At 69.3% G+C, this 25,951-nt stretch carries 26 protein-coding genes and 2 pseudogenes; 20 read left to right on the forward strand and 8 right to left on the reverse strand.

From position 1 onward, the window contains the following. Nucleotides 1–23: 23 nt before the first annotated feature. From ACSVDD_RS22810 to ACSVDD_RS22840, 7 genes and pseudogenes are all read left to right on the forward strand, one after another. A pseudogene (locus tag ACSVDD_RS22810) lies at nt 24–284 on the forward strand (helix-turn-helix domain-containing protein); the annotation flags it as partial. A 171-nt stretch (nt 285–455) separates the two neighbouring features. Further along, nucleotides 456–1,205 (forward strand): DUF4115 domain-containing protein, encoded by a 750-nt coding sequence (locus ACSVDD_RS22815; protein ID WP_448191806.1) that lies wholly within the window; start codon nt 456–458, stop codon nt 1,203–1,205. Nucleotides 1,206–1,279: 74 nt separating this feature from the next. Then, complete coding sequence (gene ispG / locus ACSVDD_RS22820) at nt 1,280–2,404, forward strand: flavodoxin-dependent (E)-4-hydroxy-3-methylbut-2-enyl-diphosphate synthase (protein ID WP_448191700.1); 1,125 nt, start codon at nt 1,280–1,282, stop codon at nt 2,402–2,404. A gap of 135 nt (nt 2,405–2,539) precedes the next feature. After that, the gene (gene hemA / locus ACSVDD_RS22825) at nt 2,540–3,853 is read left to right on the forward strand and encodes a glutamyl-tRNA reductase (protein ID WP_448191701.1); all 1,314 of its coding nucleotides are present in this window, start codon (nt 2,540–2,542) and stop codon (nt 3,851–3,853) included. Next, nucleotides 3,850–4,923, forward strand: coding sequence for a peptide chain release factor 1 (gene prfA, locus ACSVDD_RS22830; protein WP_448191702.1), 1,074 nt, complete (start codon nt 3,850–3,852; stop codon nt 4,921–4,923). The genes hemA and prfA overlap by 4 nt, the downstream gene beginning before the upstream one ends. Further along, nucleotides 4,920–5,774 carry a peptide chain release factor N(5)-glutamine methyltransferase gene (gene prmC / locus ACSVDD_RS22835; protein WP_448191703.1) on the forward strand — a complete coding sequence of 285 codons (855 nt, stop codon included), beginning with the start codon at nt 4,920–4,922 and terminating at the stop codon, nt 5,772–5,774. The genes prfA and prmC overlap by 4 nt, the downstream gene beginning before the upstream one ends. A 378-nt stretch (nt 5,775–6,152) precedes the next feature. Beyond that, complete coding sequence (locus ACSVDD_RS22840; protein ID WP_448191704.1) at nt 6,153–6,482, forward strand: DUF4167 domain-containing protein; 330 nt, start codon at nt 6,153–6,155, stop codon at nt 6,480–6,482. Between the two features lie 18 nt (nt 6,483–6,500). Here the strand turns inward: ACSVDD_RS22840 and ACSVDD_RS22845 are convergent, their stop codons facing one another. From ACSVDD_RS22845 to ACSVDD_RS22860, 4 genes are read right to left on the reverse strand one after another with little or no spacing between them, the layout of a single operon-like run. Further along, complete coding sequence (locus tag ACSVDD_RS22845; protein ID WP_448191705.1) at nt 6,501–7,265, reverse strand: MOSC domain-containing protein; 765 nt, start codon at nt 7,263–7,265, stop codon at nt 6,501–6,503. Between the two features lie 56 nt (nt 7,266–7,321). After that, complete coding sequence (locus ACSVDD_RS22850) at nt 7,322–7,831, reverse strand: NUDIX domain-containing protein (RefSeq protein ID WP_448191706.1); 510 nt, start codon at nt 7,829–7,831, stop codon at nt 7,322–7,324. Further along, nucleotides 7,828–8,319, reverse strand: a complete 492-nt coding sequence (locus ACSVDD_RS22855) for a ribonuclease toxin HepT-like protein (RefSeq protein WP_448191707.1) — start codon at nt 8,317–8,319, stop codon at nt 7,828–7,830. The genes ACSVDD_RS22850 and ACSVDD_RS22855 overlap by 4 nt, the downstream gene beginning before the upstream one ends. After that, the gene (locus ACSVDD_RS22860) at nt 8,300–8,635 is read right to left on the reverse strand and encodes a nucleotidyltransferase family protein (RefSeq protein ID WP_448191708.1); all 336 of its coding nucleotides are present in this window, start codon (nt 8,633–8,635) and stop codon (nt 8,300–8,302) included. The genes ACSVDD_RS22855 and ACSVDD_RS22860 overlap by 20 nt, the downstream gene beginning before the upstream one ends. A 190-nt stretch (nt 8,636–8,825) precedes the next feature. Here ACSVDD_RS22860 and clpB point away from each other — a divergent pair, with 190 nt between their 5' ends. From clpB to ACSVDD_RS22875, 3 genes and pseudogenes are all read left to right on the forward strand, one after another. Further along, entirely contained in the window at nt 8,826–11,456 is a 2,631-nt protein-coding gene (clpB, locus tag ACSVDD_RS22865) for an ATP-dependent chaperone ClpB (protein ID WP_448191709.1), read from the forward strand. Nucleotides 11,457–11,538: 82 nt separating this feature from the next. Beyond that, nucleotides 11,539–11,829 carry a nucleotidyltransferase family protein gene (locus ACSVDD_RS22870; protein WP_448191710.1) on the forward strand — a complete coding sequence of 97 codons (291 nt, stop codon included), beginning with the start codon at nt 11,539–11,541 and terminating at the stop codon, nt 11,827–11,829. Next, nucleotides 11,819–12,163 (forward strand): annotated as a pseudogene (locus ACSVDD_RS22875) (HepT-like ribonuclease domain-containing protein). The gene ACSVDD_RS22870 and the pseudogene ACSVDD_RS22875 overlap by 11 nt, the downstream one beginning before the upstream one ends. A 10-nt stretch (nt 12,164–12,173) precedes the next feature. On the opposite strand, the gene ACSVDD_RS22880 reads toward ACSVDD_RS22875, so the two are convergent. The 3 genes from ACSVDD_RS22880 to ACSVDD_RS22890 form a co-directional block, all read right to left on the reverse strand. Then, nucleotides 12,174–12,530, reverse strand: a complete 357-nt coding sequence (locus tag ACSVDD_RS22880; RefSeq protein WP_448191711.1) for an RT0821/Lpp0805 family surface protein — start codon at nt 12,528–12,530, stop codon at nt 12,174–12,176. Between the two features lie 242 nt (nt 12,531–12,772). Further along, nucleotides 12,773–15,202, reverse strand: coding sequence for a methyl-accepting chemotaxis protein (locus ACSVDD_RS22885; protein WP_448191712.1), 2,430 nt, complete (start codon nt 15,200–15,202; stop codon nt 12,773–12,775). Nucleotides 15,203–15,366: 164 nt separating this feature from the next. After that, nucleotides 15,367–15,519, reverse strand: coding sequence for a hypothetical protein (locus ACSVDD_RS22890; protein ID WP_448191713.1), 153 nt, complete (start codon nt 15,517–15,519; stop codon nt 15,367–15,369). A 184-nt stretch (nt 15,520–15,703) separates the two neighbouring features. On the opposite strand from ACSVDD_RS22890, the gene ACSVDD_RS22895 reads away from it, so the two are divergent. The 5 genes from ACSVDD_RS22895 to rpmB all read left to right on the forward strand — a co-directional run bounded on the left by ACSVDD_RS22895 (nt 15,704) and on the right by rpmB (nt 20,560). After that, nucleotides 15,704–17,512 carry an ABCB family ABC transporter ATP-binding protein/permease gene (locus ACSVDD_RS22895; protein ID WP_448191714.1) on the forward strand — a complete coding sequence of 603 codons (1,809 nt, stop codon included), beginning with the start codon at nt 15,704–15,706 and terminating at the stop codon, nt 17,510–17,512. A 24-nt stretch (nt 17,513–17,536) separates the two neighbouring features. Then, a complete protein-coding gene (locus ACSVDD_RS22900) occupies nt 17,537–18,094 on the forward strand; it encodes a biliverdin-producing heme oxygenase (RefSeq protein WP_448191715.1) in 558 nt (185 codons plus the stop codon). A 19-nt stretch (nt 18,095–18,113) separates the two neighbouring features. Further along, entirely contained in the window at nt 18,114–19,133 is a 1,020-nt protein-coding gene (gene meaB, locus ACSVDD_RS22905) for a methylmalonyl Co-A mutase-associated GTPase MeaB (RefSeq protein WP_448191716.1), read from the forward strand. A 201-nt stretch (nt 19,134–19,334) separates the two neighbouring features. Beyond that, nucleotides 19,335–20,111: a phasin family protein gene (locus ACSVDD_RS22910; protein ID WP_448191717.1), complete on the forward strand. Its 777-nt coding sequence runs from the start codon at nt 19,335–19,337 to the stop codon at nt 20,109–20,111. Nucleotides 20,112–20,260: 149 nt separating this feature from the next. After that, nucleotides 20,261–20,560: a 50S ribosomal protein L28 gene (gene rpmB, locus ACSVDD_RS22915; protein ID WP_448191718.1), complete on the forward strand. Its 300-nt coding sequence runs from the start codon at nt 20,261–20,263 to the stop codon at nt 20,558–20,560. Nucleotides 20,561–20,671: 111 nt separating this feature from the next. Here rpmB and ACSVDD_RS22920 read toward each other — a convergent pair whose 3' ends face one another. Next, nucleotides 20,672–21,238, reverse strand: a complete 567-nt coding sequence (locus ACSVDD_RS22920; RefSeq protein ID WP_448191719.1) for a regulatory protein RecX — start codon at nt 21,236–21,238, stop codon at nt 20,672–20,674. Nucleotides 21,239–21,319: 81 nt separating this feature from the next. Between ACSVDD_RS22920 and ACSVDD_RS22925 the strand changes: the two genes are divergently transcribed. The 5 genes from ACSVDD_RS22925 (at nt 21,320) to ACSVDD_RS22945 (ending at nt 25,860) form a co-directional block, all read left to right on the forward strand. Continuing rightward, nucleotides 21,320–22,123 carry an ABC transporter permease gene (locus ACSVDD_RS22925; protein ID WP_448191720.1) on the forward strand — a complete coding sequence of 268 codons (804 nt, stop codon included), beginning with the start codon at nt 21,320–21,322 and terminating at the stop codon, nt 22,121–22,123. Between the two features lie 127 nt (nt 22,124–22,250). Then, nucleotides 22,251–23,432 (forward strand): aspartate aminotransferase family protein, encoded by a 1,182-nt coding sequence (locus ACSVDD_RS22930; protein ID WP_448191721.1) that lies wholly within the window; start codon nt 22,251–22,253, stop codon nt 23,430–23,432. Further along, the gene (gene argF / locus ACSVDD_RS22935) at nt 23,429–24,361 is read left to right on the forward strand and encodes an ornithine carbamoyltransferase (RefSeq protein ID WP_448191722.1); all 933 of its coding nucleotides are present in this window, start codon (nt 23,429–23,431) and stop codon (nt 24,359–24,361) included. Before ACSVDD_RS22930 ends, argF begins: the two co-directional genes overlap by 4 nt. Then, complete coding sequence (gene hslO / locus ACSVDD_RS22940; RefSeq protein ID WP_448191723.1) at nt 24,358–25,341, forward strand: Hsp33 family molecular chaperone HslO; 984 nt, start codon at nt 24,358–24,360, stop codon at nt 25,339–25,341. The genes argF and hslO overlap by 4 nt, the downstream gene beginning before the upstream one ends. Before the next feature lie 57 nt (nt 25,342–25,398). Next, the gene (locus ACSVDD_RS22945; protein WP_448191724.1) at nt 25,399–25,860 is read left to right on the forward strand and encodes a PRC-barrel domain-containing protein; all 462 of its coding nucleotides are present in this window, start codon (nt 25,399–25,401) and stop codon (nt 25,858–25,860) included. Nucleotides 25,861–25,951 lie beyond the last annotated feature (91 nt).

Genomic DNA, 25,951 nt, shown 5'->3' on the forward strand with positions numbered 1-25,951 from the left:
GCACGCACGATACGGCTGATCCCATGGGCGAACGCAAGCAAACGGTCTCCACCGCAACCGAGTGGGACGGCACCGCCGATCCGGCCAGCGTCGCCGCGACGTTGCGCACGGCGCGCGAGCACCTCGGGGTCGAGCTGCGCGACGTCGCATCGATGCTGCGCATCCGCTACGTCTACCTCCAGGCGATCGAGGACGGCCGCTTCGACGAGCTGCCGGGCACCGCGTACGCCACCGGCTTCCTGCGCTCCTATTCCGAGTACCTGGGCCTCGACCCCGAAGCCGTCCTGCGCCGCTACAAAGACGAGGCGGCCGGCCGCGTCGGCAAGCAGGAGTTCTACCTTCCGACCCCCGTCGCCGAGGGCCGCGTGCCCGGCGGCACGGTGCTGCTCGGCACGCTGGTGCTGGCCGGCATCGTCTATGGCGCTTGGTATTATCTGTCGGCGACCGACCGCTCGGTGGCCGACATGATTCCGGTGCTGCCGGACCGGCTGGTGTCGCTGCTCGACAATCTGCCCTGGAACTCCAACAGCCAGCCGCAGACCGCGGCCACGGCCGAAGCGCCGGCAACTCCGGCCGCGCCTGCGCCTGCACCGGTGACGGTGACCCCGCCGGCCACGGTCGCCGCGGCGCCGATCGTCGCCCCGCCCGCGCCGGGCGGCACCTCGGCCAGCCCCACCCCACCCCCGCCGGCCGCAGCCACCCCGGTACCGCCGCCCGCCCCGGTCGCCGCCCCCGTCCCGCCGCGCCCGCCGGCTGTCGCGCAGCCGGCCCCGCAGACGGCTCCACAGACGGCCATGATCCCGCCCTCGCCGCACGGCGAGGAGGACGAGGCCGACATGGCGACGCAGCAGCCGACCCCGCTGTCGCCCACCGCTGCACCGGCGGCCGCGCCCCAGCCTCCGGCGACGCAGGCCGACGCGAACGGCAAGGTCTACGGCAGCCAGAACACCAACGCCCGCATCCAGGTGCGCGCCGTTCAGGACAGCTGGATTCAGGTGCGCGACTCGCAGGACATCATCTTCACCCGCGTGTTGAAGGCGGGCGACACCTACCGCGTGCCCGACCGGCCCGGCGTCCGCCTGCGCACCGGCAACGCCGGTGGCTTGGTGATCGTCGCCGATGGCGTCGCCGGCCAGCCCATGGGCTCGGTGGGGCAAGTGCTGCGCGACGTGCCGCTGGACGGCACGAGCAAGCCGGCGCGCTGACGCGCTCTTGAATCCGGGGCAGCCGACCGCACTTCAGGCGTGAAGCCCGTTCCAGCCCGCGAAGGCCCAATTCCATGACCGTGCGTTCCTACCGCCAGATCCAGCGCCGCCCCTCCCGGCAGATCCGCGTCGGCAAGGTGCTCGTCGGCGGCGACGCGCCGATCTCCGTGCAGACCATGACCAACACGCCGACCACGGACGTGAAGGCCACCGTCGAGCAGATCCAGGCGGCCGAACGCGTCGGCGTCGACATCGTGCGCGTCTCCTGCCCCGACCAGGAGTCGGCGCTGGCGCTGAAGGAGATCGTGCGGCAGGTGGACGTGCCGGTCGTCGCCGACATCCACTTCCACTACAAGCGCGCCATCGAGGCGGCGCAGAGCGGGGCCGCCTGCCTGCGCATCAACCCCGGCAACATCGGCTCGGCCGACCGCGTGCGCGAGGTGGTGAAGGCCGCCAAGGATTACGGCTGCTCCATGCGCATCGGCGTCAACGCTGGCTCGCTGGAGCAGGATCTGCTGGAGAAGTACGGCGAGCCCTGCCCCGAGGCGATGGTCGAGAGCGCGCTCAACCACGCGCGCATTCTGGAAGACCACGATTTCCGCGAGTTCAAGATCTCGGTCAAGGCGTCGGACGTGTTCCTCGCGGTGGCCGCCTACCAGGGCTTGGCCGAGGCGTGCGACTACCCGCTGCACATCGGCATCACCGAGGCCGGCGGCCTGCGCGCCGGCACGGTGAAGTCGTCCATCGGGCTCGGCATGCTGCTGTGGTCGGGCATCGGCGACACCATCCGCGTCTCGCTGTCGGCCGAGCCGGCGGAGGAGGTGCAGGTCGGCTATGAGATGCTGAAGTCGCTGGGCCTGCGCCGGCGCGGCGTCACGGTGATCTCGTGCCCGAGCTGCGCGCGGCAGAACTTCAACGTCATCAAGACGGTGGAGGTGCTGGAGCAGCGTTTGGCGCACATCACCACGCCGCTGACGCTGTCGGTGATCGGCTGCGTCGTCAACGGCCCCGGCGAGGCGCGCGAGACCGACATCGGCCTGACCGGCGGCGGCAACAACACGCACCAGATCTACCTGTCCGGCGTCACCGACCACCGCCTGAAGGACCAGGACATCGTCGACCACCTCGTCGGTCTGGTCGAGAAGAAAGCCGCCGAGATCGAAGCCGCAAGGGCCGCGGAGTCCCAGGCGGCCGAATAACAACCAAGGACACACGGATTGGGCCACGGATTACACGGATGGATTTGAAGAATGAGAATCCGTGCCATCCGTGCTTAAATCCGTGAAATCCGTGTGAATGTTGTTGTTCGCCGAAAGGCTTGGAGCTGCCCAAGCGTGACCGCTTTCTACCTCGTCATCGGCGCCAGCCACCGGACCTGCTCGGGCTCGCTCCGCGACTGGCTCGCGACCGAGGAGGCCGAGGTGCCGGACATGCTGGCGCACCTCAAGGCGGCAGGCTTCGAGCAGGCGCTGTGGCTCAGCACCTGTGATCGCGTCGAGGTGCACGCCGTCCACCCCCGCCCGCTGGAGGCGGCGCTGGACGCCGCCGCGGTGATGGCGGAGCGCTTAGGCGTCAGCGCCGAGGATCTCGCCGACCAGCTCTACACCTATGTGGGCGACGTGGCGGTGCGCCACATCTTCGCGGTGGGCTGCTCGCTGGACAGCCAGATCGTCGGCGAGCCGGCGATCCTCGGCCAGCTCAAGGCGGCGCACCGGCACGCGGTCGCCGCCGACATGACCGGGCCGGAGATGGAAGCGGTCCTCCAGGCCGCCTACACCGCCGCCAAGCGTGTGCGCAGCGAAACCCCCATCGCCGAGGGCGCCACCTCGATCATCGCCGCGGCGGTGCAGGTGGCGCGTGACCTGCACGGCGACCTCGGGCGCTGTTCCGGCCTGCTGATCGGCCTGGGCGACATGGGTGCCCTGGTGCTGGACGGGCTGAAGGAGGCGGGCCTGGGCCGGCTGACCGTCGCCGCCCCGGTGGACCGCCGGGCCGAGGCCATGGCCCGCCGGCAGGGCGGCCACTTCGTCCCATGGGCGGAATTGGACGGGGCACTGGCCACCTCCGATATCGTGGTGACCGCGACCGGGCTGGGGCGCTATATCCTTTCCCGCGACACGGTGAAGGCGGCGCTGAAGAAGCGGCGCTACCGGCCGGTGTTCGTGGTGGACGCGGCGATCCCCGCCGACGTCGACCCGGCGGTCGCCAAGCTGGACGGCGCGTTCACCTACGACCTCGCCGATCTGGAGCGGGTGGCGCTGGAGGGGCGGGCCGGGCGCGACGCCGCGGTGCGGTCGGCCTGGGACATCGTCGAGGAGGCGGTGACCGGCTTCGCCCGCGACCGTGCCGCACGGGCCGCGGTGCCGGCGGTGGCGGCGTTGCGCGCCCACTTCGAGCAGGAGCGTCGGCGCCTGCTGGCCGAGCACGGCGGGCTGGACGCCGGGGCGGCGACGCGGCTGCTGATCAACCGGCTGCTGCACCACCCGTCGGAGGTGCTGCGGGCGATGGCGGCGGATTCCGACGGCGGCGGGCTGCCGGAGCACGCCGCGGCGGAACGCCTGCTGTTCCAGCTGTTCCGGCTGGACGAGAATGCCAAGACCGAGCCCCTGAAAACGGGGCCTCTGGAGACTAAGGAAGAGCGAACGTGAGCCTGGACGAGAAATTCAAAAGGGTGCTGGCCCGCCATGACGAGCTGCGCGACGCGCTGGCGGCGGGCACGGCGGACTCCGGCGCGTTCGCCAAGCTGTCCAAGGAATACTCGGACCTGGAGCCGATCGCCGCCGCGATCGCCGAGCTGAAGAAGGCCAGGGCGGAGGCCGCGGATCTCGCCGCGATGATCGCCGATCCGGCCGGCGACGCCGAGATGAAGGCGCTGGCCGAGGAGGAGTTCCAGGACCTTTCCAAGCGCGTCCCCGATCTGGAGCGCCGCGTCCAGGTCTCGCTGCTGCCCAAGGACGAGGCGGACGAGAAGAACGCCATCCTCGAAGTGCGCGCCGGCACCGGCGGCGACGAAGCCGCCCTGTTCGCCGCCGAACTGTTCGAGATGTACCGGCGCTACGCGTCCTTGCGCGGCTGGCGGTTCGAGGTGATGGACGTCAGCGAGTCGGCCATCGGCGGCTACAAGGAGGCCATCGCCAACATCACCGGGCGCGGCGTCTTCGCGCGGCTGAAGTTCGAATCGGGCGTGCACCGCGTGCAGCGCGTGCCGCAGACCGAGACTCAAGGGCGCATCCACACCTCCGCCGCCACCGTCGCCGTGCTGCCCGAGGCCGAGGAGGTGGACATCCACATCGACGACAAGGACCTGCGCATCGACGTGTACCGCTCGTCGGGTCCGGGCGGCCAGTCGGTGAACACGACCGACAGCGCGGTGCGCATCACCCACCTGCCGACCGGCCTCGTGGTCATCCAGCAGGACGAGAAGAGCCAGCACAAGAACAAGGCCAAGGCGCTGAAGGTGCTGCGCTCCCGCCTCTACGACCAGGAACGCGCCGCCAAGGACGCCGTCCGCGCGGCGGACCGCAAGAGCCAGGTCGGCTCCGGCGACCGCTCGGAGCGCATCCGCACCTACAACTTCCCGCAGGGCCGGGTGACGGATCACCGCATCAACCTGACGCTCTACAAGATCGACAAGGTGATGGCCGGCGAAGCGCTGGACGAGCTGGTCGAAGCGTTGATCGCCGAAGATGAGGCCGCAAGACTGGCGGAACTGGGGTGACGACGACGCTGCGCACCCTGCGCCGCGCCTGTGAGGCGCGGCTGAAGGATGCCGGCGTGGACACGCCGGAACTGGACGTACGCCTGCTGATCCAGCACGCGTTGGGCGTCAGCCGCGAGCAGATGCTGTTCGACGCCGACAATCCGGTGAGCGACCAGCAGTCCGCCGCCGTGCACGCCCTGATCGCGCGCCGCGCCACGCGCGAGCCGGTGTCGCGCATCCTCGGCGAGCGGGCGTTCTGGAGCCTGGAGCTGTCGCTCAACGCCGACACGCTCGACCCGCGGCCGGACACCGAAACCATCGTCGAAGCAGCCCTGGAGGCCATCTCCGACCCAACCGCGCCGCTTCGCATCCTCGACCTCGGCACCGGCAGCGGCTGCATCCTGCTGGCGCTGCTGGCCGAACTGCCGAACGCCACCGGCCTGGGCATCGACCTCAGCCCCAGCGCCGTGGACGCCGCCGCCGGCAACGCGGTGCGCAACGGGCTGGCCGACCGCGCCCGCTTCCAGACCGGCAACTGGGGCGAAGGGCTGGCCGGGCGTTTCGACCTCGTCGTCTCCAACCCGCCCTACATCCCCAGCAGCGACATCGCGTCGCTGGATCCGGAGGTGCGCGAGCACGACCCGCTGCGGGCGCTGGACGGCGGTGCCGATGGCCTGGACGCCTACCGCGCCATCGCCGCCCAGCTGCCCGGCCTGCTGGTGCCCGGCGGCGTTGCGGCGCTTGAGGTCGGCATGGACCAAGCGGCCGCCGTGGCGGCGCTGATGGAAACGCACGGCGTGCGCGTGACCGGCGTGTTCCGCGACCTCGGCGGTATCGAGCGGTGTGTCCGGGGCCGTAACGATCGGTGAGGACCGGGTGATTCCGGGGACACCCACAAAAAAGCAGTTGGATTGACGGTCTTTCCTCGCTAGGGTGCGGGACAGCGACGATCCGTGGGTCGGCGGGCGAAGGCCCGGCCGATGCGACCGAGCAAGGTCCCGGACGCCGCGTTCGAATCCCCGAAACCGATCCGCGGCCCTTTGCTGCGGCGGACCCGGCGGCCGGAATGGCGGCCGGCGCGTTGAGGGGGATGCGCTTCTCGAACATGGGGCCACAAGACCCGAATGAGACAAGGACCCAACAACCGACGTTCGCGCGGCCGTGGCGGCAGTGGTGGTGGTAGCGGCGGTGGCGGTGGCGGCGGTGGAGGCGGCAACAACAATGCCGGCCGGCGCCAGAATGTCCCGTTGCGTCACCAGACCTTCGACAGCAACGGCCCTGATGTGCGCATCCGCGGCAACGCCTGGCAGGTCAACGAGAAGTACCTGGCGCTGGCCCGCGACGCCGCGACGTCGGGGGACCGCATCCAGGCGGAAAACTACCTCCAGCATGCGGAGCACTATTTCCGCATCATCACCCAGATCCAGGAATCCGAGAACCGTCAGCGCGACGGCCGCAGCCCCGGCAATAGCCAAAGCCAGCCGCACCAGGGCATGCAGGATCAGGACGAGTACGAGCAGCCCGAGGTCGAAGCCGACTCCGAGGGCAACGAAGAGCGCGCCGCGGCCAACGCCTGACCGGCACGCTCTTCCGATCTATCCCAGTTCGACCGCGTCACCGACGGCCACCCGGCCGCCGGTGACGACGCGCGCGTAAACGCCGCACTGCGTGTGGCCAAAGCCGCGGCGCAGGGCCTGCAACAGGTTCAGCGCCCGCGAACCGCCCTCCGGCGAGCCGGACGGCGCCACGTCGATGGCGGCGCAACGGCCGATGGGCTTCACCACCTCCAGCGTTGCCCCGCCGATGGTGAGCGTCCGGCCGATCCACTCCCGCTCGGCCCAGGGGGCCAGACCGTCCAGCCAGAGGTTGGCGCGGAAGCGGCCGGGATCGACCGGCTCCTTCGTCACGCGCTCGATGTCGTGGACGCTGGCGAGGTTCAGCAGCGAGACCAGCGGCGCCTGGGTGTCGGTGTAGGCTAAGCCCTGGCCTTCGGCGATCTTCGGCGCGCCGGGGGCGGCGCCCGCCATGTAGGCGGCGAAGAACTGCTCGATCAGCATGTGCCCCATGGGCTGGTCCAGCCGGCCGCGGGCGACCTGCCGTCCGTTGCGGCGGATGGTCAGCGTGCGGGTCGCCTCGTCGAATTCGGTTTCCAGCGCAGCCAGCTTCTCGTTGCGCAGCAGGGTGAAGAACTCGGACTTCGGCCGCCAGCCTTCGTGCTCCACCTCGGCGGCGGGGCCGTGCAGCAGCGCGTAGGCGCGATCGAAGGGCAGCGTCTGCCCGGCCGTGAGATCGACGGACGGGAGTTCCTCGGCGCTCAACCCCTTGACGGGGTAGCGGCGGATGGCGGCAACGGTGGTCATAGCCTAGTATCTGTTGCGGCTTACCCGCCTCTGTCAACCGCGCTGCAACATAAGAATCACCAGCGCTCCGCCAAAGGCACCAGACCGCGGTACTCCGCGAGCCGCCGCAGCGTCGCCGCCGTGGTGCCCTCCGGCAGCCGGTCGAGCGGGAAGAACGCCACGTCGAGGATCTCGAACCCGTCCGCTTTCGGCGTGCCGCTCCAGCTCTCGGCAACGAAGAGCGCCACGTGGTCGCTGGCACCGCTGCCGAGGCGCGCGTACATGCCCAGCGGCTGCGCGGCGCTCTCGACGGTCAAGCCCACTTCCTCGCGCACCTCGCGCTTCATGGCCTGGACCAGCGTCTCACCCTTGTCGACGCCGCCGCCCGGCAGATGCCAGCCGGCGATGTAGCTGTGCCGGATGAGCAGCACGCGGTCGCCGTCCACCCGCCGGTCAATGATGATTGCCCGCACGCCCATGGTGAGCGGCCGCGCCACCCGGTGCCACGCGTTGCGGGCGCGCCAAGCGATGCGGAGCGGGTTCAGCGGGTTTGGCATGGCGCGGGTCGGCAGCGGGATGTCGGTCATTCCGGTAAGGCCGTGTCGATCGCTTGGCGGAACGCGTCCAGGTCGGCGCGGAGCGCAGCCAGGGCGCCGGGAACGGCGTCGGCGATGGCGAGCACCCGTTCCTCGTCGAGATCGCCAACGTAGCTGTTCCGTTCGCGGTGCCGGAAGGTGCGCAATCGATCGAGTAAGGTCACGGTCGGCGCAGACAGAAAGGCGGGGCGCAGGTCCGGCAGGGGTACCCCCATTCGCATCAAGAGCGTGCGGTGCCAGGACTCGTCCTTCGGAACGGAGCCGTCGATGGAGCTGGCCACCAGCTTCATCATGCGCTCGGCCCCGGAATAGACCTTCTCGATGCCGGAGGCGATGGCGCCGACGCCCATCCAGCGGCCGACGCGGTCGGCCCGCATGCCGGAATCGCCGCGATAGCGCTGCACCGCGGCGGCAAGGAGCTGCCCCTCATCGTCCACGCGCTGCCATTCCAGGTCGAGGTCAACGAAGATCGGGTGCACGCACGGCCTCCGCCAACACCCGCTGCCGGAACGGCTCCCGCAGCTCGTCGAGGTAGACGACGTCGAAGGGCAGATCCTCCATGCAGGCCTCGACCCCGCCCTCAAGGGCGTAACGCAGCGCGCGCGGACAGGACAGCACCAGGAAATCGACGTCCGAATGGTCGCGGAAGGTGCCGCGGGCCAGCGATCCGATCACCGCCGCCTCGACCCCCTGCCCCGTCAGCCAATCCAGCGCCGCGCGGGCGCGCAGACAAGCCAGCCGGCGCCGCTCTTCGGCGCGCCGCTCCAGAAGCGCTGTCAGCTGCGTCTTCGCCATGGCCGTCTCCGAGACGATCTCTGGGGCCTTCAACCATCCGCCCAGCCAATAACCCTGCGCTGCGGGTGGTCTTGCATCGGCCCGGCCCCTCTCCATATCTACCACAGCATCCTCCTGGATCGCACACATCGCGTGGGTCATGGCCGAGCGAGCTGCCTGGCGGGCGGTCGGCCGCTGAATGGAGAGTCCTATGGATTTCGAGAAGTACACCGAACGCAGCCGCGGCTTCGTTCAGGCGGCGCAGACGCTTGCGCTGCGGCGCGGGCACCAGATGCTCACGTCCGAACATCTGCTGAAAACCCTGCTCGACGACAAGGAGGGCCTCGCGGCCAACCTGATCCGCAAGGCCGGCGGCGATTCCGCCATGGCGCTGGCCGGCGTCGATGCCGAGCTGGACAAGCTGCCGAAGGTGGAGGGCTCGGGCGCCGGCCTGCGCGGCATCACGCCGGAGCTGTCGCGCGTCTTCGAGCAGGCCGAGCAGATCGCCGGGAAGGCCGGCGACAGCTACGTCACCGCCGAACGCATCCTGCTGGCGCTCGCCATGGCCGACGGCACGCCGGCCGCGCGCATCCTGAAGCAGGCGAACGTCAACCCGCAGGCGCTCAACACGGCCATCAACGATGTCCGCAAGGGCCGCACCGCCGACACCGCCTCGGCCGAACAGGGCTACGACGCGCTGAAGAAGTACGCGCGCGACCTGACCGAGGCGGCGCGCGAGGGCAAGCTCGACCCGGTCATCGGCCGCGACGAGGAGATCCGCCGCACCATCCAGGTTCTCGCCCGCCGCACCAAGAACAACCCCGTGCTGATCGGCGAGCCCGGCGTCGGCAAGACCGCCATCGTCGAAGGGCTGGCGCAACGCATCGTCAAGGGCGACGTGCCGGAGGGGCTGAAGAACAAGCAGCTGATGTCGCTCGACCTCGGCGCCATGGTGGCCGGCGCCAAGTACCGCGGCGAGTTCGAGGAGCGGCTGAAGGCCGTCCTCCAGGAGATCCAGGCAGCGGCCGGCGAGATCGTCGTCTTCATCGACGAACTGCACACGCTGGTGGGTGCGGGCAAGGCGGACGGCGCTATGGACGCCGCCAACTTGCTGAAGCCCGCGCTGTCGCGCGGCGAGTTGCACTGCGTCGGCGCCACCACGTTGGACGAGTACCGCAAGCACATCGAGAAGGACGCCGCCCTGGCGCGGCGCTTCCAGCCGGTGTTCGTCTCCGAGCCGACGGTGGAGGACACCATCTCCATCCTGCGCGGCCTGAAGGAGCGCTACGAGGTGCACCACGGCGTGCGCATCACCGACAGCGCCATCGTCGCGGCGGCGACGCTGTCCAACCGCTACATCACCGACCGCTTCCTGCCCGACAAGGCGATCGATCTCATTGACGAGGCGGCCAGCCGCCTGCGCATGGCCGTGGACAGCAAGCCCGAGGAGATCGACGAGCTGGACCGCCGCATCATCCAGCTGAAGATCGAGCGCGAGGCCCTGAAGCGCGAGTCCGACGAGGCGTCGCGCAACCGTCTGGACGATCTCGAGGAGGAACTGGCCGATCTGGAGCAGAACTCCACCGAGCTGACCGCCCGCTGGCAGGCGGAGAAGGACAAGCTCAACAGCGCCCAGAAGATCAAGGAGGAACTCGACCATGCCCGCACCGAGCTGGACAACGCCCAGCGCGCCGGCAACTGGGCGCGGGCGGGCGAGCTGACCTACGGCGTCATCCCCGACCTCGAAAAGAAGCTGAAGGACGCCGAGCAGGCGTCGCAGTCCCGCATGCTGAACGAGGAGGTGCGCGACACCGACATCGCCTCGGTGGTCAGCCGCTGGACCGGCGTGCCGGTCGACAAGATGCTGGCCGGCGAGCGCGAAAAGCTGCTGAAGATGGAGGAGCGCCTGGCAACCCGCGTGGTCGGCCAGGACGAGGCCATCGTCGCGGTGTCCAACGCCATCCGCCGGGCGCGCGCCGGCTTGCAGGACCCGAACCGGCCGATCGGCTCGTTCCTGTTCCTGGGGCCCACCGGTGTGGGCAAGACCGAGCTGACCAAGGCGCTGGCCGAGTTCCTGTTCGACGACGAGACCGCCATGGTCCGCCTGGACATGAGCGAGTACATGGAGAAGCACTCCGTCGCCCGCATGATCGGCGCCCCTCCGGGCTATGTCGGCTATGAGGAGGGTGGTGCTTTGACCGAGGCGGTGCGGCGCCGGCCCTATCAGGTCGTGCTGTTCGACGAGGTGGAGAAGGCGCACCCCGACGTCTTCAACGTGCTGCTCCAGGTGCTGGACGACGGGCGTCTGACCGACGGCCAGGGCCGCACGGTGGATTTCCGCAACACGCTGATCATCATGACCTCGAACCTCGGCTCGGACGTGATCGCCGCCATGCCCGAGGGGCAGGACATCGACAGCGTGCGCACCGAAGTGATGGAGGTGGTGCGCGCCAACTTCCGGCCGGAGTTCCTGAACCGCCTGGACGAGGTGTTGCTGTTCCACCGCCTGACCCGCCGCCACATGAGCGGCATCGTGAAGATCCAGCTGGGCCGCCTGACGAAGATGCTCGCCGACCGCAACATCACGCTGGAACTCGACCCCGCCGCCACCGACTGGCTGGCCGAGGCCGGCTACGACCCGGTGTACGGCGCGCGTCCGCTCAAGCGGGTGATCCAGCGCGAGTTGCAGAACCCGCTGGCGACCATGATCCTCGAAGGCAAGGTCGCCGATGGGGACACGGTGACGGTCTCGGCGGAAGCCGGGGCGCTGACCATCAACGGCCAGCCGGTCGCCGCACACACCCGCACGGCGAAGGCGGGGGGCGAGGCGACGGCGCATTGAGCAGAGGGGGCGAGGGGCTTAGCAAAGCCCCTCGCCCCTTGGAACCCCGGCGCGACTCCGCTACCTTTTACGCATGGCCCATTTGGACGACATCACGGCGCGGTTGCGGAAGCACGAGGCAGAGCTGCGCGCCCGCGGCGTGCTGCACCTGGGCATCTTCGGGTCCGTTGCCCGTGGCGAGGAGCGCCCGGACAGCGACCTTGACCTCCTCGTCGCCATCGATCCGAAGGCGCGTGTCGGCCTCCTCCAGTTCGTTGCGCTGGAACGGCACATTGAGGAATTGATCGGTTGCCCGGTCGACTTGGCCGAATACGATGTCCTTAAGCCGACCTTTCAGGCTGAGGCGCTGAAGGATGAAGTGCGTGTCTTCTGAAAATCCGCGGCGGCGCTTCCAGGACATCGTCGAGAACATCGACCGCATCGAACAATACGTGCTGGGCTTGGATTGCGCTGCGTTTCTGGCGGACCGGAAGACCATTGATGCTGTCGAACGCTGCCTCGCCCGCGTCAGCGAAGCTGCTGTCAAGCTGGGGCCTGAGGCTTAACGTTTTGTTCCCGGTCTGCCTTGGCGTGATATTCGCGGAATTGGCAATCACCTGCGCCATGCTTACGACGCCGTAAGCCCGGCACGCATCTTGCAAATCATCAACGAAGACCTGCCATTGTTGAAGGCAGCCTGCCTGGATCAACTGCGCGAAACCGACTGAAGCCTTGCGCTTACCGCACCACGCGCCACGATCCGTCCGGCTGCTGGCACGCGGTCCCGTGCATCTGCTCCATGCGGCCGCCGATCAGGCCGGAGGTCTGGAACTCGCGACACGGGGCGCCGGCGGGGCCGGCGTACACCGGGCCGCTGGGCGCCGCGGACATGCCGGGCGGCGGGGCGTACACGACCGGCGGCGGGGCGTAATAATAGGCCGGGGGCGGCGGGTAATAGACGGGCGGGCCGTAGGCGAACAACGGGAAGCCCAAGCCGATCCCGATGCCGACGCGCGCGCCGCCCGCCGATGCCGGCGTGGCGGCCAGCGCCAGAGCGGCAGCGACCAACAGAACCCCTACGATCTTCCGTGACATGGCGCACCCCTGCCCGCGGGCAACGCGTTGCGAATACTGAGGATGTATAAAACACCCACAAGGCAGGCAAGGTCCAGAGCGCACTTGCGCCCCGACACGCAGGCACAAAAAAGGGGACCGTTTCCGGTCCCCTTTCTCACTGTCCGAGCCTGTTCGGCTCAGGACCCTCTCGCACATTGCTGCGCAATGTACTGCCGGGTTGAGCCGAAGGCGCTTGATGGAAAACATCAAGCGCCTTCGGCTCAGAACTCCTTCCAATCGTCGTCCGGCACGTCGCCGGTGTGGCGCAGCGTGCCGCTCGCGGCGATTTTGGGCGCCGCCGCCGGACGCGGCGCCGGGGCGGGGCGGGTCGCCTTGACCACGCGCTGCACTGCCGGACGCGCCGCCGGCTTGGCCGCCGGAGCCTGCCACGCCGCCGGACGGGCGGACGCGCTCTGCTCCAGCTTGAAGAAGCCGACCAGCGTCTTGAGGTCGCCGGCCTGCCCGGCCATCGCCTGGGCGGCGGCCGTGGTTTCCTCGACGAGCGCCGCGTTCTTCTGCGTCATCTCGTCCATCTGCGCGACGGCGGAGTTGATCTCGTCCAGAGCGCTGGCCTGCTCGCCCGACGCCGAGGCCATCTCGGAGATCAGGCTGGCGACCTGATGGACGCCCGAGACGATGCCGCCCAGCGCGTCGCCGGCCTTCTGCACCAGTTCCACGCCGTCGTGCACCTGACTGTCGCTGGCGAGGATCAGCGCCTTGATCTCCTTGGATGCCTGGGCCGAACGCTGGGCCAGATTGCGCACCTCCTGCGCCACCACGGCGAAGCCGCGCCCGGCGTCGCCGGCCCGCGCCGCCTCGACCGCGGCGTTGAGCGCCAGCAGGTTGGTCTGGAAGGCGATCTCGTCGATCACGCCGATGATGTCGGTGATCTTGCGCGACGCGTCCTCGATGCGGCGCATCGCCTCGATGGCCGAGCCGGCCACCGCACCGCCGCTCTCCGCCGCCTTCTTGGCGTCCTCGGCCATGCGGTTGGCGCGTTGCGCATTGTCGGCGTTGGAGCGCACGGTGGCGCCCAGTTCCTCCATCGACGCCGCCGTCTCCTCCAGGTTGGAGGCCTGCTGCTCGGTGCGCTCGGCCAGATCGGTCGAGCCCATCGACACCTCGGACGCCGCGCCGGCCATGGCGTCGGCAGCCTGGCTGATCTGGCCGACGATTTCGGCGAGCTTGGTCGAGGTGGCGTTGACGTCGGTCTTCAGGCGCTGGAAGGCGCCCTGGTAGTCCTTGTCGATGCGCGTCTGCAAGTCGCCCTGGGCCAGCGCGCCGAGCACGGTGCCAAGGTCGGCGATGACGTTCTCGACGGTGTCGGTCAGGCGGTTGATGCCCTCGGACATGGCCCTGTAGAAGCCGTCCTTGCCCTCCAGGTCGAGGCGGCGGGCGAGGTCGCCCTTGGACACGCCCTCGATCAGCGCGGCGATCTCCTGGCCGATGGCCTGCTCGCGCAGGCGCTGGGCCTCGGCGGCCTTGCGCTCGGCCTCCAGGCGGTCGCGCTCGGCCTCGTCCATGTGCTTCTTCTCGATGGCGTTGTCCTTGAAGACCTGGACCGCCTGCGCCATCTCGCCGATCTCGTCCTTGTCGGCCAGCGCCGGGATGGTCACCGACAGGTCGCCGTGCGCCAGATTGGTCATCGTCTCGGTCATCGCGCGCACCGGACGGACGATGGAGCGCGCCACCACCCACGCCAGAGCCAAGCCGAGCAGCACGGATGCGACGCCGATCCAGATGTTGGTGTTGGTGGTGCGGACCAAGCCGGCGTCGATCTCGACCATGGTCTTGGCGAGCGTTTCGAGCGCCGCGGCCTTGGTCGCGTCGGCGACCTGGGCGAACTCCGCCACGTCCCGACCCATCTGCGCCGTCACGCGGGTCGTCTCGTTGGCCGCTTCCACGGTTTCCATGAACGCCGGAAGGTACTTGCGGGCACCGTCCACCGCATCGGCGGCCAGAATCTTCAGCGCCGGGTCCTGCAACTGCGCCTGAAGCACCTCCACGTTGGCGAGGAACTGCACCGAACGCTGGCGGAACTGCTCGACCCACTTCATGTCGGCATCGATCAGGAAGCGCGCCGCGAAGAGGCGCATGGTCAGCACGTCCTCCACCGCCGCGCCGGCCAGAACGGCGCTCTGAGACTCGTTCCGCTCCTTCAGCACCTTGAAGATTTCGGCCAGGCTCTTGCGCGCCGTCTCACCCACCGGGGTCAGCACCCGGTACATCAGGTCGTCGCGCTTGTCGCGGGCCTTCGACATCGTCGCGAACTGCTGCGAGTAGGTGTCGAGGATGCGGCTCATCCGTTCCAGGCTGGCGCGGCGCGCCGGATCGCCGGACTGCGCGATGGCCTTGCCAAGGGTCGCCTTGAGGCCCTCCTGGAGTTCCAGCACGCGTTTCTGCGCCGCATCGTCGCCGGTGTTGGAGAAGTTCAGCACGTTCCGGCGCATGTCGGCCACCGTGCCGGCGATCTCCGACACCCGCAGCGCGCCGTCGGCGACACCGGCATACTCGTCGAGCTGCTTTTCCGCGGTGCCCATCGCCTGCACGCCGATGATGACGAGCACCACCAGGAGCACCAGGATGGAGAGGAAACCGCTGGAGATGCGCGTTGCCACCTTGAAGCGGCCGGCAAAGCTGGCGTTCTGCATGATCGACCTTCCCAACTGCGGATGCGCGCGACCGGCAGTCACTGGCCAAGCCACGCGTGAATGGGAAACGGGAACCCCGTTCCGGAAAACGGGGCAACATACTCCGATGACGACGACAAAAAACTACGCAAAAGCTTGGTACATGCCATGCGTTTCCATGACCTTTATCGGACAGGCGCCGTCACGACATCCACCGTCGTCTCGACCGCCGTCGTGGTGACGCTCACCGCCGTGCCGACGACGCTGGCCGCACCGGTCACCACGCCGCATCCGGCGAGGAACGACAGCGCGAGAACGAGACAGGCAAAGCGGGTCATGGCGGCGGGCTCCAAAGGTCGCACGGAAACCCTGAGAAAAGCATACATATGACAAGCAAAACGTTAATGCCGCCACGCAGCCTTTGCGAATCCGCTCTGCGCGCCTAGGTTAGCGACAGCACGCCTTTTCCCTCCCGCTGCCCGGCCATTGCCCATGCTCGCCCCCGCTCCCGACAGCCCTCCCATGCCCCGCCCCGGCGAGGGTGGGGCGTTGCGCATGCTGCTGCCCTATCTGTGGCCGCGCGATTCCGTGGAGATGCGGGTGCGCGTCGTCGTGGCCTTCCTGTTCCTGATCGCGTCGAAGTCGGCGACCGTCGTCATCCCGATCTACTTCAAGAAGGCCATCGACGCGCTGACCGTCACGCCGGAGCACGCGGTGCTCGCGGTCCCCCTGGGGCTGATCCTCGCCTACGGCTTGGCGCGGGTGCTGTCGCTGGCGTTCGGGGAGTTGCGCGACGCCACCTTCTCCAAGGTCGGCCAGCGCACCATCCGCCGGGTGGCGCTCAGCGTCTTCCGCCACCTGCACGCGCTCAGCCTGCGCTTCCATCTGGAGCGCCAGACCGGCGGCCTGTCGCGCTCGCTGGAGCGCGGCACCTCGGCCATCGAGACGCTGCTGCGCTTCTCGCTGTTCTCCATCGCCCCGACGCTGGTGGAGATCGCGCTGGTCACCATCATCCTGTGGCGGATGTTCGACGCGTGGTTCGCGCTGGCGACCTTCGTCACCGTGGTCGCCTACATCGGCTACACCTTCACCGTGTCGGAGTGGCGCACCAAGTTCCGCCGCCAGATGAACGAGGAGGACCGCCGCGCCAACACCAAGGCCATCGACAGCCTGCTCAACTACGAGACGGTCAAGTATTTCGGCAACGAGGAGCACGAGGCGCGCCGCTACGATCAGGCGCTGAGCGGCTACGAGGGCGCTGCGGTGAAAAGCCAGCGCACCCTGTCCCTGCTGAACGTCGGGCAGGCGGCGATCATCTCGGTCGGCCTGACGGTGGTGATGGCGATGGCGGCGCGCGGCATCGTGCAAGGCCGGATGACCATCGGCGACTTCGTTCTGGTGAACACCTACCTGCTCCAGCTCTATCAGCCGCTCAACTTCTTCGGCTTCGTCTACCGCGAGATGAAGCAGGCGCTGGCCGACATGGAGCAGATGTTCACACTGCTGTCCGTCGAGCGCGAGATCGCCGATTCGCCGGCCGCCAAGCCGCTGGTGGTCACCGGCGGCGCCATCGCGTTCGAGGATGTGTCCTTCGGCTACGACCCGCGCCGGCCGATCCTCAAGGGCGTCAGCTTCGCGGTGCCGGCGGGCAAAACGGTCGCCATCGTCGGGCCGTCCGGGGCCGGCAAATCGACGATCAGCCGCCTGCTGTTCCGCTTCTACGACACCTCGGGCGGGCGCATCCTCATCGACCGGCAGGACATCCGCGACGTGACGCAGGCGAGCCTGCGCGCCTCCATCGGCATCGTCCCGCAGGACACGGTGCTGTTCAACGACACCATCTTCTACAACATCGCCTACGGCCGGACCTCCGCGTCCCCGGCGGAGGTGGAGGAGGCGGCGCGGCTGGCGCACATCCACGACTTCGTCATGGCGCTGCCCGACGGCTACCAGACCACGGTGGGCGAGCGCGGGCTGAAGCTGTCCGGCGGCGAGAAGCAGCGCGTCGCCATCGCCCGCACCATCCTGAAGAACCCCGCCATCCTGATGTTCGACGAGGCGACCAGCGCGCTCGACACCCACACCGAGCGCGAGATCCAGGCCAATCTGCGCGAGGTCAGCCGCGGCCGCACGACGCTGGTGATCGCGCACCGGCTGTCGACGGTGGTGGACGCCGACGAGATCCTGGTGCTGGAGCAGGGCCACGTCATCGAACGCGGCCGGCATGCCGAACTGCTGGCGCTGAGCGGCGCCTATGCGGCACTCTGGGCGCGCCAGCAGGAATCCAGCCAAGGGCCGGAGCCGGTGCCTGGGGTGCTGGCGCCGACATAACGGCGTCCCAACGAAGGAACCTCCATGGGTCCCACCCGCCAAGCGTTGCGCGACGCCACCGAGGACATCCACGACCGCCTGGACCGCGCCGCGCTGCTGCGCCCGCTGACCGAGCCGACCCTCGACACGGACGCCTACCGCGCCGCGCTGGTCGCCCTGCACGGCTTCCACGCTTCCATCGAAGCCCAACTGGCTGAGGGCGGACGCTTGTCCTTGCTGCGCGCCGATCTCGCCGACCTGGGCGTGGACGCGGCGGCCCTCCCGGTGATGGACGACGCACCGGACCTCTCCACCACCCCCGCGCGGCTGGCGGCGCGCTATGTGCTGGACGGCTCGGCGCACGGCGGGCGGGCCATGCTGCCCAACATCACCCGCGCGCTGGGCTTCGACGCCACCCGTGGCGCGCGGTTCCTCGCCTCGGCGGGCGCGGACGTGAAGACTGACTGGGCGGCGCTGCTCGCCCGCCTGGAAACCGACATCGCCACCGCCGACGACCGCGCCCTCGCCTGCGCCACCGCGGTCGGGCTGTTCGCCGCCCTGGAGCGCTGGCTGGAGCGCTGCCCTCTTTATTCGCCGACCTGACGCCGCTAGGTTGGCGGTCATGACGACCACGCCCCTTAAGAACGTGTTGGCCGACCCCCACGCCCTCGCCGACGCCGTCCGCCGCGGCGAGCGCCGCGCGCTGGCCCGCGCCATCACGCTGATCGAATCCACCAAGCCCGAGCACCGCGCCGTTGCCGAGGCCCTGCTGGAATCCCTGCTGCCGCACACCGGCAACTCGGTGCGCGTGGGCATCTCGGGCGTGCCGGGGGTGGGCAAGTCCACCTTCATCGAGGCGTTCGGGCTGCACGTCATCGGCCAGGGGCACAAGGTCGCGGTGCTCGCCATCGACCCGTCGTCGCAGCGCACCGGCGGTTCGATCCTCGGCGACAAGACGCGCATGGTGGATTTGTCGCGCGACCCGCACGCGTTCATCCGCCCCTCGCCCGCCGGCTCGACGCTGGGCGGCGTGGCGCGCCGCACGCGCGAGGCGATGCTGGTCTGCGAGGCCGCCGGCTTCGACGTGATCGTCGTCGAGACGGTCGGCGTCGGCCAGTCGGAAACCGCGGTGGCCGACATGGTGGATTTGTTCCTGCTGCTGCTGCTGCCGGCCGGAGGCGACGAGTTGCAGGGCATCAAGAAGGGCATCATGGAGCTGGCCGACGTGGTGGTGGTCAACAAGGCCGACGGCGATCTTGCCACCACCGCGCGCCACACCGTGGCCGACTACCGCCACGCGCTGACCCTGCTGCGCCACGGCGGCGCGTGGCGGGTGCCGGTGCTGAGCTGCTCGGCCTTCCACAAGACCGGCATCGACACGGTGTGGGACACCATCGGCGAGCACCGCGCCGCCACCGAGGCCGCCGGCATCCGCGCCGCCCGCCGCGCCGAGCAGGCCCGCGCGTGGCTGTGGAGCGAGATCCGCGAGACGCTGCTGGACGCCTTCCGCCGCCATCCGGGCGTGCGCGCCGACCTTCCGACGCTGGAGGCCGGCGTCACCCACGGCACGCAGATCCCGACCGCCGCCGCTCGCACGCTGCTGGAGCGCTTCCTCGGGCGCGCGGTGGACCGTTTGGACTGACCGTCTATACCGCACTGCAAAAAAATGTTGCAGTGCGGCATACAGATGCCTACCCTAACATTAAGCGAAGTGCAGGCGCCGTCGGTGACGGCGCTGAGGCAGGGTCATGTCCGTGAGTTTTCCGGAGCGGCCGGCCAGGATCGCCCAGCCGGTGTGATGAACACGCCTCTGCCACATCAGAGTTTTCGGGAGACTTTACCAATGAACGCCAATCTCTTCGGTTTCTACGCCCAGGCCGGCGCGCTGGCCAAGACCAACGCCGAGACGGCCGCCGCCCGCTCCGCCCGCATCGCCGGCCTGCTCCAGGACGGCGCCCGCCGCTGGGTCGACGGCGTGACCGCCTCGGTCGGTGAGACCGCGCGCATCGTCCAGGATCTCGGCAAGGTGCGCAGCCCGGCCGACATCGCCGAGCTGCACCGCACGTGGCTCCAGACCGCCTCGGCCCGCGCCACCGAGAACGTGAAGTCGTTCATCGACCTGTCGCAGAAGATCGCCGCCGAGATCGCCGCGCCGGTCGCCCCGGCCGCCGCCGAGACGCCGAAGGCCGCCCCGGTCGCCAAGGCCGAAGCCCCGAAGCCGGTGGCCCCGAAGGTTGAGGCGAAGCCGGTCGCCAAGGTCGAGGCTCCGAAAGCCGCCGCTCCGGCCGCGAAGAAGGCCGAGGTGAAGAAGCCCGCCGCCAAGCCGGCCGCGCCGAAGGCTGCTGCCAAGGTCGAGGCCAAGCCGGTTGCCAAGGCCGAGGCTCCGAAAGCTGCCGCTCCCGCCCCGAAAGCCGAGCCGGTGAAGGTCGAAGCCCCGAAGGCCGCCGCCCCGGCGCCGGCGCCGCAGGCCGCCCCGGTCGCCAAGGCCGAGGCCCCGAAGCCGGTGGCCCCGAAGGCCGAGCCGAAGCCCTCCGCGGCTCCGGTTGCCGCTCCGGTTGCCGAGGCCCCGAAGGCCGAGCCGGCGAAGGCCGCGGCCCCGAAGATCGTCGCCGCCGAGTAATTCGGCATCGCCGGCTGTCGTCAGGCGCGCGCTGTTTGAGTCTTCCTGCCTTGACGGGTGCGCGCCTGTTCGACTATAACCCCGGCCTTCTCTGGGCGGAGCGCCGCCCGAGACCGGTATTTCATTTGTTAAGACGAAGGAACAGTCCGATGGCTCGTCGGTGCTCCGTGACCGGCAAGGGCACGCAGTTTGGCAACAATGTCTCGCACGCCAACAACAAGTCCCGCCGCCGCTTCCAGCCGAATCTGCAGGAGACCTCGGTGCTGAGCGACGCGCTCGGCACGTCGGTCCGCCTGCGTCTCTCCACCAACGCGATCCGCACGATCGAGCACAAGGGCGGCCTCGACGCCTTCCTGCTCGACGCCAAGGACGCGGTCCTGAGCCTCGAGGCGCGCCGCCTGAAGCGCCGCATCGCCAAGGCCCAGGAAAAGGCCGCAGCCGCGGCCTGATCCGGTACCGGGATCGCTGAGGGGCCAGCCCCCTCAGCCGCAAGCCTGCCGCGGAACACCGTGGCGGGCTTTTCTCGTTTGGGAGTGGTGAGTGGGGGCTCGGCGCAGACGCTACTCCACGCTGTCCGGGTCCTCGGCATCCACCACCCGCCGGGCGATGTCGTAGGCGAACCCCGCCCGCCCCAGCGCCGCCAGATCCTTGTCGCGGTGCGCCGCGCGCGCCTCCGGCAACCGGTACGGCCCGAGTCGCCGCCGCCGCGCCAGCGCCAGGGCGGCGGTCAGGTCCACATCGCCCTCCACATCCTCCTCGACGCGGTCCAGCGCCTGATCCACATGATCGCGGGCCACTCCCTTGGACGCCAGCTTCTCGCGGATGGCGCGCGACGAGGTGCCGCGGCGGTGCAGGCTCTCCGCCTTCATGCGGGCGTAACCGGCGTCGTCGAGCAGACCGCTGGCGCTGTAACGCGCGATCAGCGCGTCCACCCAGCCCGCCGCCTCCTCACGGTCGGTGCCGTGCGCCCGAACGGACAGATCCACCTTGCGCATCAGCACGCGCCGCAGGTTCGCGGCCGAGCTGGCGAAACGCTCCAGGTAATGCAGCGCGGCGTTCTCCAGGTACTGCGGCGTGACGCGCCGGGGCTCGCGGCGTTCCCTTGGCCCCGGTCGTTCGGAGGTCATGCCTGTTCCTTTCTCGCGGCGGGTTGCGGCGGCGGGGTGGCCGCCCTACAGTCCAACGCCACAGCGTTTTATCATGGTCCGATGACTCATCCGCTTCCTCCCATGCCGCGCACGGTCGGTTCCGTCAACTGGATCGGGCTGTGGACGCTCTACGCCCGCGAGGTGCGGCGCTTCCTCAAGGTGCACCAGCAGACCGTCTGGGCTCCGGTGGTGACCACGCTGCTGTTCTATGCCGTGTTCGTGCTGGCGCTGGGCGGGGCCGTGCGCATGGTCGGCTCCGTGCCGTACATGGAATTCCTGGCGCCCGGCCTGATCATGATGGCAATGACGCAGAACGCCTTCGCCAACACCTCGTCGTCCATCGTCATCTCCAAGGTGCAGGGCAACATCGTCGACATCCTGATGCCGCCCATGGCGCCGCTGGAGCTGGTGCTGGGCTTCGTCGGCGGCGGCGTGACGCGCGGCATTCTGGTCGGGCTGGTGACGGCGCTGGCGATCCGGCTGTTCGTGCCGTTCGAGGTGGCGCACTGGGGTTTCGTCGTCTACCACGCGGTGATGGCGTCGATGCTGCTGTCGCTGCTCGGGCTGGTCGGCGGCATCTGGTCGGAGAAGTTCGACAACATCGCGGCGGTGACCAACTTCGTGGTGACGCCGCTGTCCTTCCTGTCCGGCACCTTCTATTCGGTGGAGTCGCTGCCGCCGGTGTTCTGGTGGCTGGCCCACTTCGACCCGTTCTTCTACATGATCGACGGCTTCCGCTACGGCTTCATCGGCCACTCGGACGGCACGCTGGCGGTGGGGCTGGTGGTGATGGCGGCCATCAACGCCGGCCTGTGGTGGCTGGCGTGGCGCATGCTGAGCAAGGGTTACAAGCTCAAGGCGTAGGAATTGAAGATCCGCCATGTCCTCCGGGCGTAGTCCTTCCGTTGACACGGCCGCATGATCCCAGGATATTGGCCGCTCTCCGACGGGCCGCCGGCCCGCCGGATGTTTTTCCTTTGGGGGAATGCCCGTGATTCCGGTCGTCATGCCCACGTACGCCAAGCCCGACATCGAGTTCGAGCGGGGCGAAGGTTCGTATCTTTTCGATACGAACGGGCGACGATTCCTAGACTTCTCGGCCGGTGTCGCCGTCACGGCGCTGGGCCACGCGCATCCGCATCTGGTCGCGGCGCTGACCGGGCAGGCGCAGAAGATCTGGCACATCTCCAACCTGTTCAAGGCCGCCGGCAACGCCGGGCAGGACGGGCTGGCCAAGCGGCTGGTGGACGCCACCTTCGCCGACACGGTGTTCTTCACGAACTCCGGCGTCGAGGCGTGGGAGTGCGCCGTCAAGGTCTGCCGCAAGTACCAGTACGAGACCGGCCACCCCGAGCGCTGGCGCATCATCACCTGCGAGCAGGCTTTCCACGGCCGCAGCACCTCGGCGATCTCCGCCGCCCAGCAGGAGAAGCTGGTCAAGGGCTTCGGCCCGCTGGTGCCCGGCTATGATCTGGTCGCCTTCGGCAACCTGAACGAGGTGCGCGCCGCCATCACGCCGGAAACCGCGGCGATCTGCGTCGAGCCCATCCAGGGCGAGGGCGGCATCCGCGTCGCCTCGGAGGATTTCCTGCGGGGCTTGCGCGCCGTGTGCGACGAGTTCGGCCTGTTGCTGCTGCTGGACGAGATCCAGACCGGCATGGGCCGCACCGGCACGCTGTTCGCGCACGAGTGGGCGGGCATCACGCCGGACGTCATGGCGGTCGCCAAGGGCATCGGCGGCGGCTTCCCGCTGGGCGCCTGCCTCGCCACCGAAAAGGCCGCGGTCGGCATGACCGGCGGCACGCACGGCAGCACCTACGGCGGCAACCCGCTGGCGATGGCGGTCGGCAACGCCGTGCTCGACGTCATGCTGGCGCCGGGCTTCCTCGAGCAGGTGAACAGTGTCGCGGCCCTGCTGCACCGCCGCCTGGAAGCGCTGGTGCTCAAGCATCCCAAGATCTTCACCGAGGTGCGTGGCAAGGGCCTGTTGCTGGGCCTGAAGTGCGTGCCGGCCAACACAACCGTCATTGAACGCCTGCGCGCCAACGGCATGCTGAGCGTCGCCGCTGGCGACAACGTGGTCCGGCTGCTGCCGCCGCTCGTCATCGGCGAGACCGAGGTCGATGAGGCCATCGGTATTCTCGACCGTACCGCCCAGGAGCTGGCGTCATGACCGCCCCCCAGAACATTTCCCCCAGGCATTTTCTCGACCTGCATCACTTCGATTCCGCCACGCTGCGGGGCATCCTCGACCGCGCCGCAGCCATGAAGCGGGACCGCGCCGCGTACAGCGACCTGCTGCGCGGCCGCACGCTGGCGATGATCTTCGAAAAGCCCTCGACCCGCACCCGCGTGTCGTTCGAGGTCGGCATGCAGCAGCTCGGCGGCAATGTCGTGGTGCTGAAGCACGACGACATGCAGCTCGGCCGCGGCGAGACCATCGCCGACACCGCCCGCGTCCTGTCGCGCTACGTCGACGCCATCATGGTGCGCACCGGGCCGGAGACGCGGCTGCTGGAACTCGCCGAGCATGCGGCTGTTCCGGTGATCAACGGTCTCACCAACGAATCGCACCCCTGCCAGCTCATGGCCGACATCCAGACCTTCGAGGAGCGTTGCGGCCCCATCGCCGGCCGAATCGTCGCCTGGACCGGCGACGCCAACAACGTGGCCGCCAGCTGGGTGCACGCCGCCGTGCGCTTCGGCTTCGAGCTGCGCCTCGCCTGCCCGGACTCGCTGTGCCTGGCGCCGGAATTGCTCGACTGGGCTAAGCGTGAAGGCACCGGCAGCGTTGTGCAGATGACCTCGGCGGACGAGGCGGTGCGCGGCGCCGACTGCGTGGTCACCGACGCCTGGGTGTCGATGAACCACAGCGACGCGGAGAAGGAGCAGCGCTACGCCGCCCTCGGCCCCTATCAGGTGAACGAGCGCCTGATGGGCCTCGCCAAGCCGGACGCCATCTTCCTGCATTGCCTGCCGGCGCACCGCAACGACGAGGTGACCGACGCCGTCATCGACGGCCCGCAATCCGCCGCGTGGGACGAGGCGGAAAACCGCCTGCACGCGCAGAAGGCGGTGCTGGCGTGGTGCATGGGCGCATGACCGGCACCGAGGGACTTACCCCCGCCGCCGCCAATCCCGCGGTGGACGATCTGGTGCAGCCGTTCCAGATCGAGGCGTCGCACCTGCGCGGCCGCATGGTGCGCCTGGGCCCGACGCTGGACGAGATCCTGTCGCGGCACGCCTACCCGGACACCGTCGCCGCGATCCTGGGCGAGTTGATGACCCTCGCCATGCTGCTGTCCAGCATGCTGAAGTACGAGGGCATCTTCACCCTGCAAACCAAGGGCGACGGGCCGATCAAGCTGATGGTGGCCGACGTCACCTCGGTGGGCGACGTGCGCGCCTACGCCCAGTTCGACGAGGCGGCGGTGGCCGCCGCCGAGGACGACGCGCGGATCGCCCCCGCCCCGGCGCTGCTCGGCAAGGGCTACATCGCCTTCACCGTGGACCAGGGCCAGCACACCGAGCGCTACCAGGGCATCGTCGAGCTGTACGGCAAGACGCTGGCCGACTGTGTGCAGCACTATTTCCGCCAGTCGGAGCAGCTCGACACCGGCCTGACCGTGACGGTCGGCCGCTCGGACGAGGGCCACTGGCGCTCCGGCGGCATCATGCTGCAACGCCTGCCCGAGCAGCAGCCCTCGGCGGACGGCGCGGCGCCGATGCTGCCCAGCGACGCCGAGGACGGCTGGCGCCGCGCCATGGTGCTGCTGGCCAGCGCCACCGCCGACGAGTTGCTGGCCAACGATCTGCGCGCCAACGACCTGCTGTTCCGCCTGTTCCACGAGGACGGCGTGCGGGTGTGGCCGCCGTCGCACCTGCGCTTCGGCTGCCGCTGCTCGCGCGAGCGGGTAGTGACCATGCTGTCCAACCTGCCGCGCGAGGAAGTCTCGACCATGAAGGTCGAGGGCACGGACGAGGTGGAGGTGGTCTGCCAGTTCTGCTCGACCGCCTATCGCTTCGGCGACGCCGAACTGGACCGGGTATACGGCGCGAAAGGCGGCGACCAGCCGGCGTGAGGAAACGCCGCCTTGGCTGTTCTCCCTGAATCGACAACTTTCAGGGGGAGGTGCGCCATGCGCACGTCAGCCTTAGCGCTCCTGTCGGCGTTCGCGTTGCTGTCCATGGCGGGCTGCGCGCAGACGACGGAGGATTTGTTCGGGACCTCGTCCTCGCAGGCCTCACAACCGATCACCCAGCGCAACACCACCACCGTCGCCTCGCTCACCCCGCAGGAGATGATGGGCAAGAGCGTCATCACCGCGGACGGCAGCAAGGTCGGCTCGGTCGAGGATGTGCTGATGCGCAACCGCAGCAACCGCGCCTCGCACGTGGTCGTTGGGGCCGGCGGCTTCTTGGGGCTAGGCGAGCGGAACGTGGCGCTCGACGTCGACCGCCTGCGCTGGTCGGGCGAGCGCAACGCGCTGGTCGCCATGAACATGACCCGCGACCAGATCGCCGCGCTGCCCGAATACCGGTACGACGGCAGCATGGTCTCGCTGAACCGCTCCCGCGGCGGCAGCGGCGGCAGCTACTGATAAGGCGCCGCACCCGGCGCCGCCCCGGCCTGCTTGGTCCGGCGCGGCGCCGGGGGTATACAAGGGACGCCGATCCCCCCTCCCCGACCGG

The organism is Azospirillum terrae (assembly GCF_053470425.1).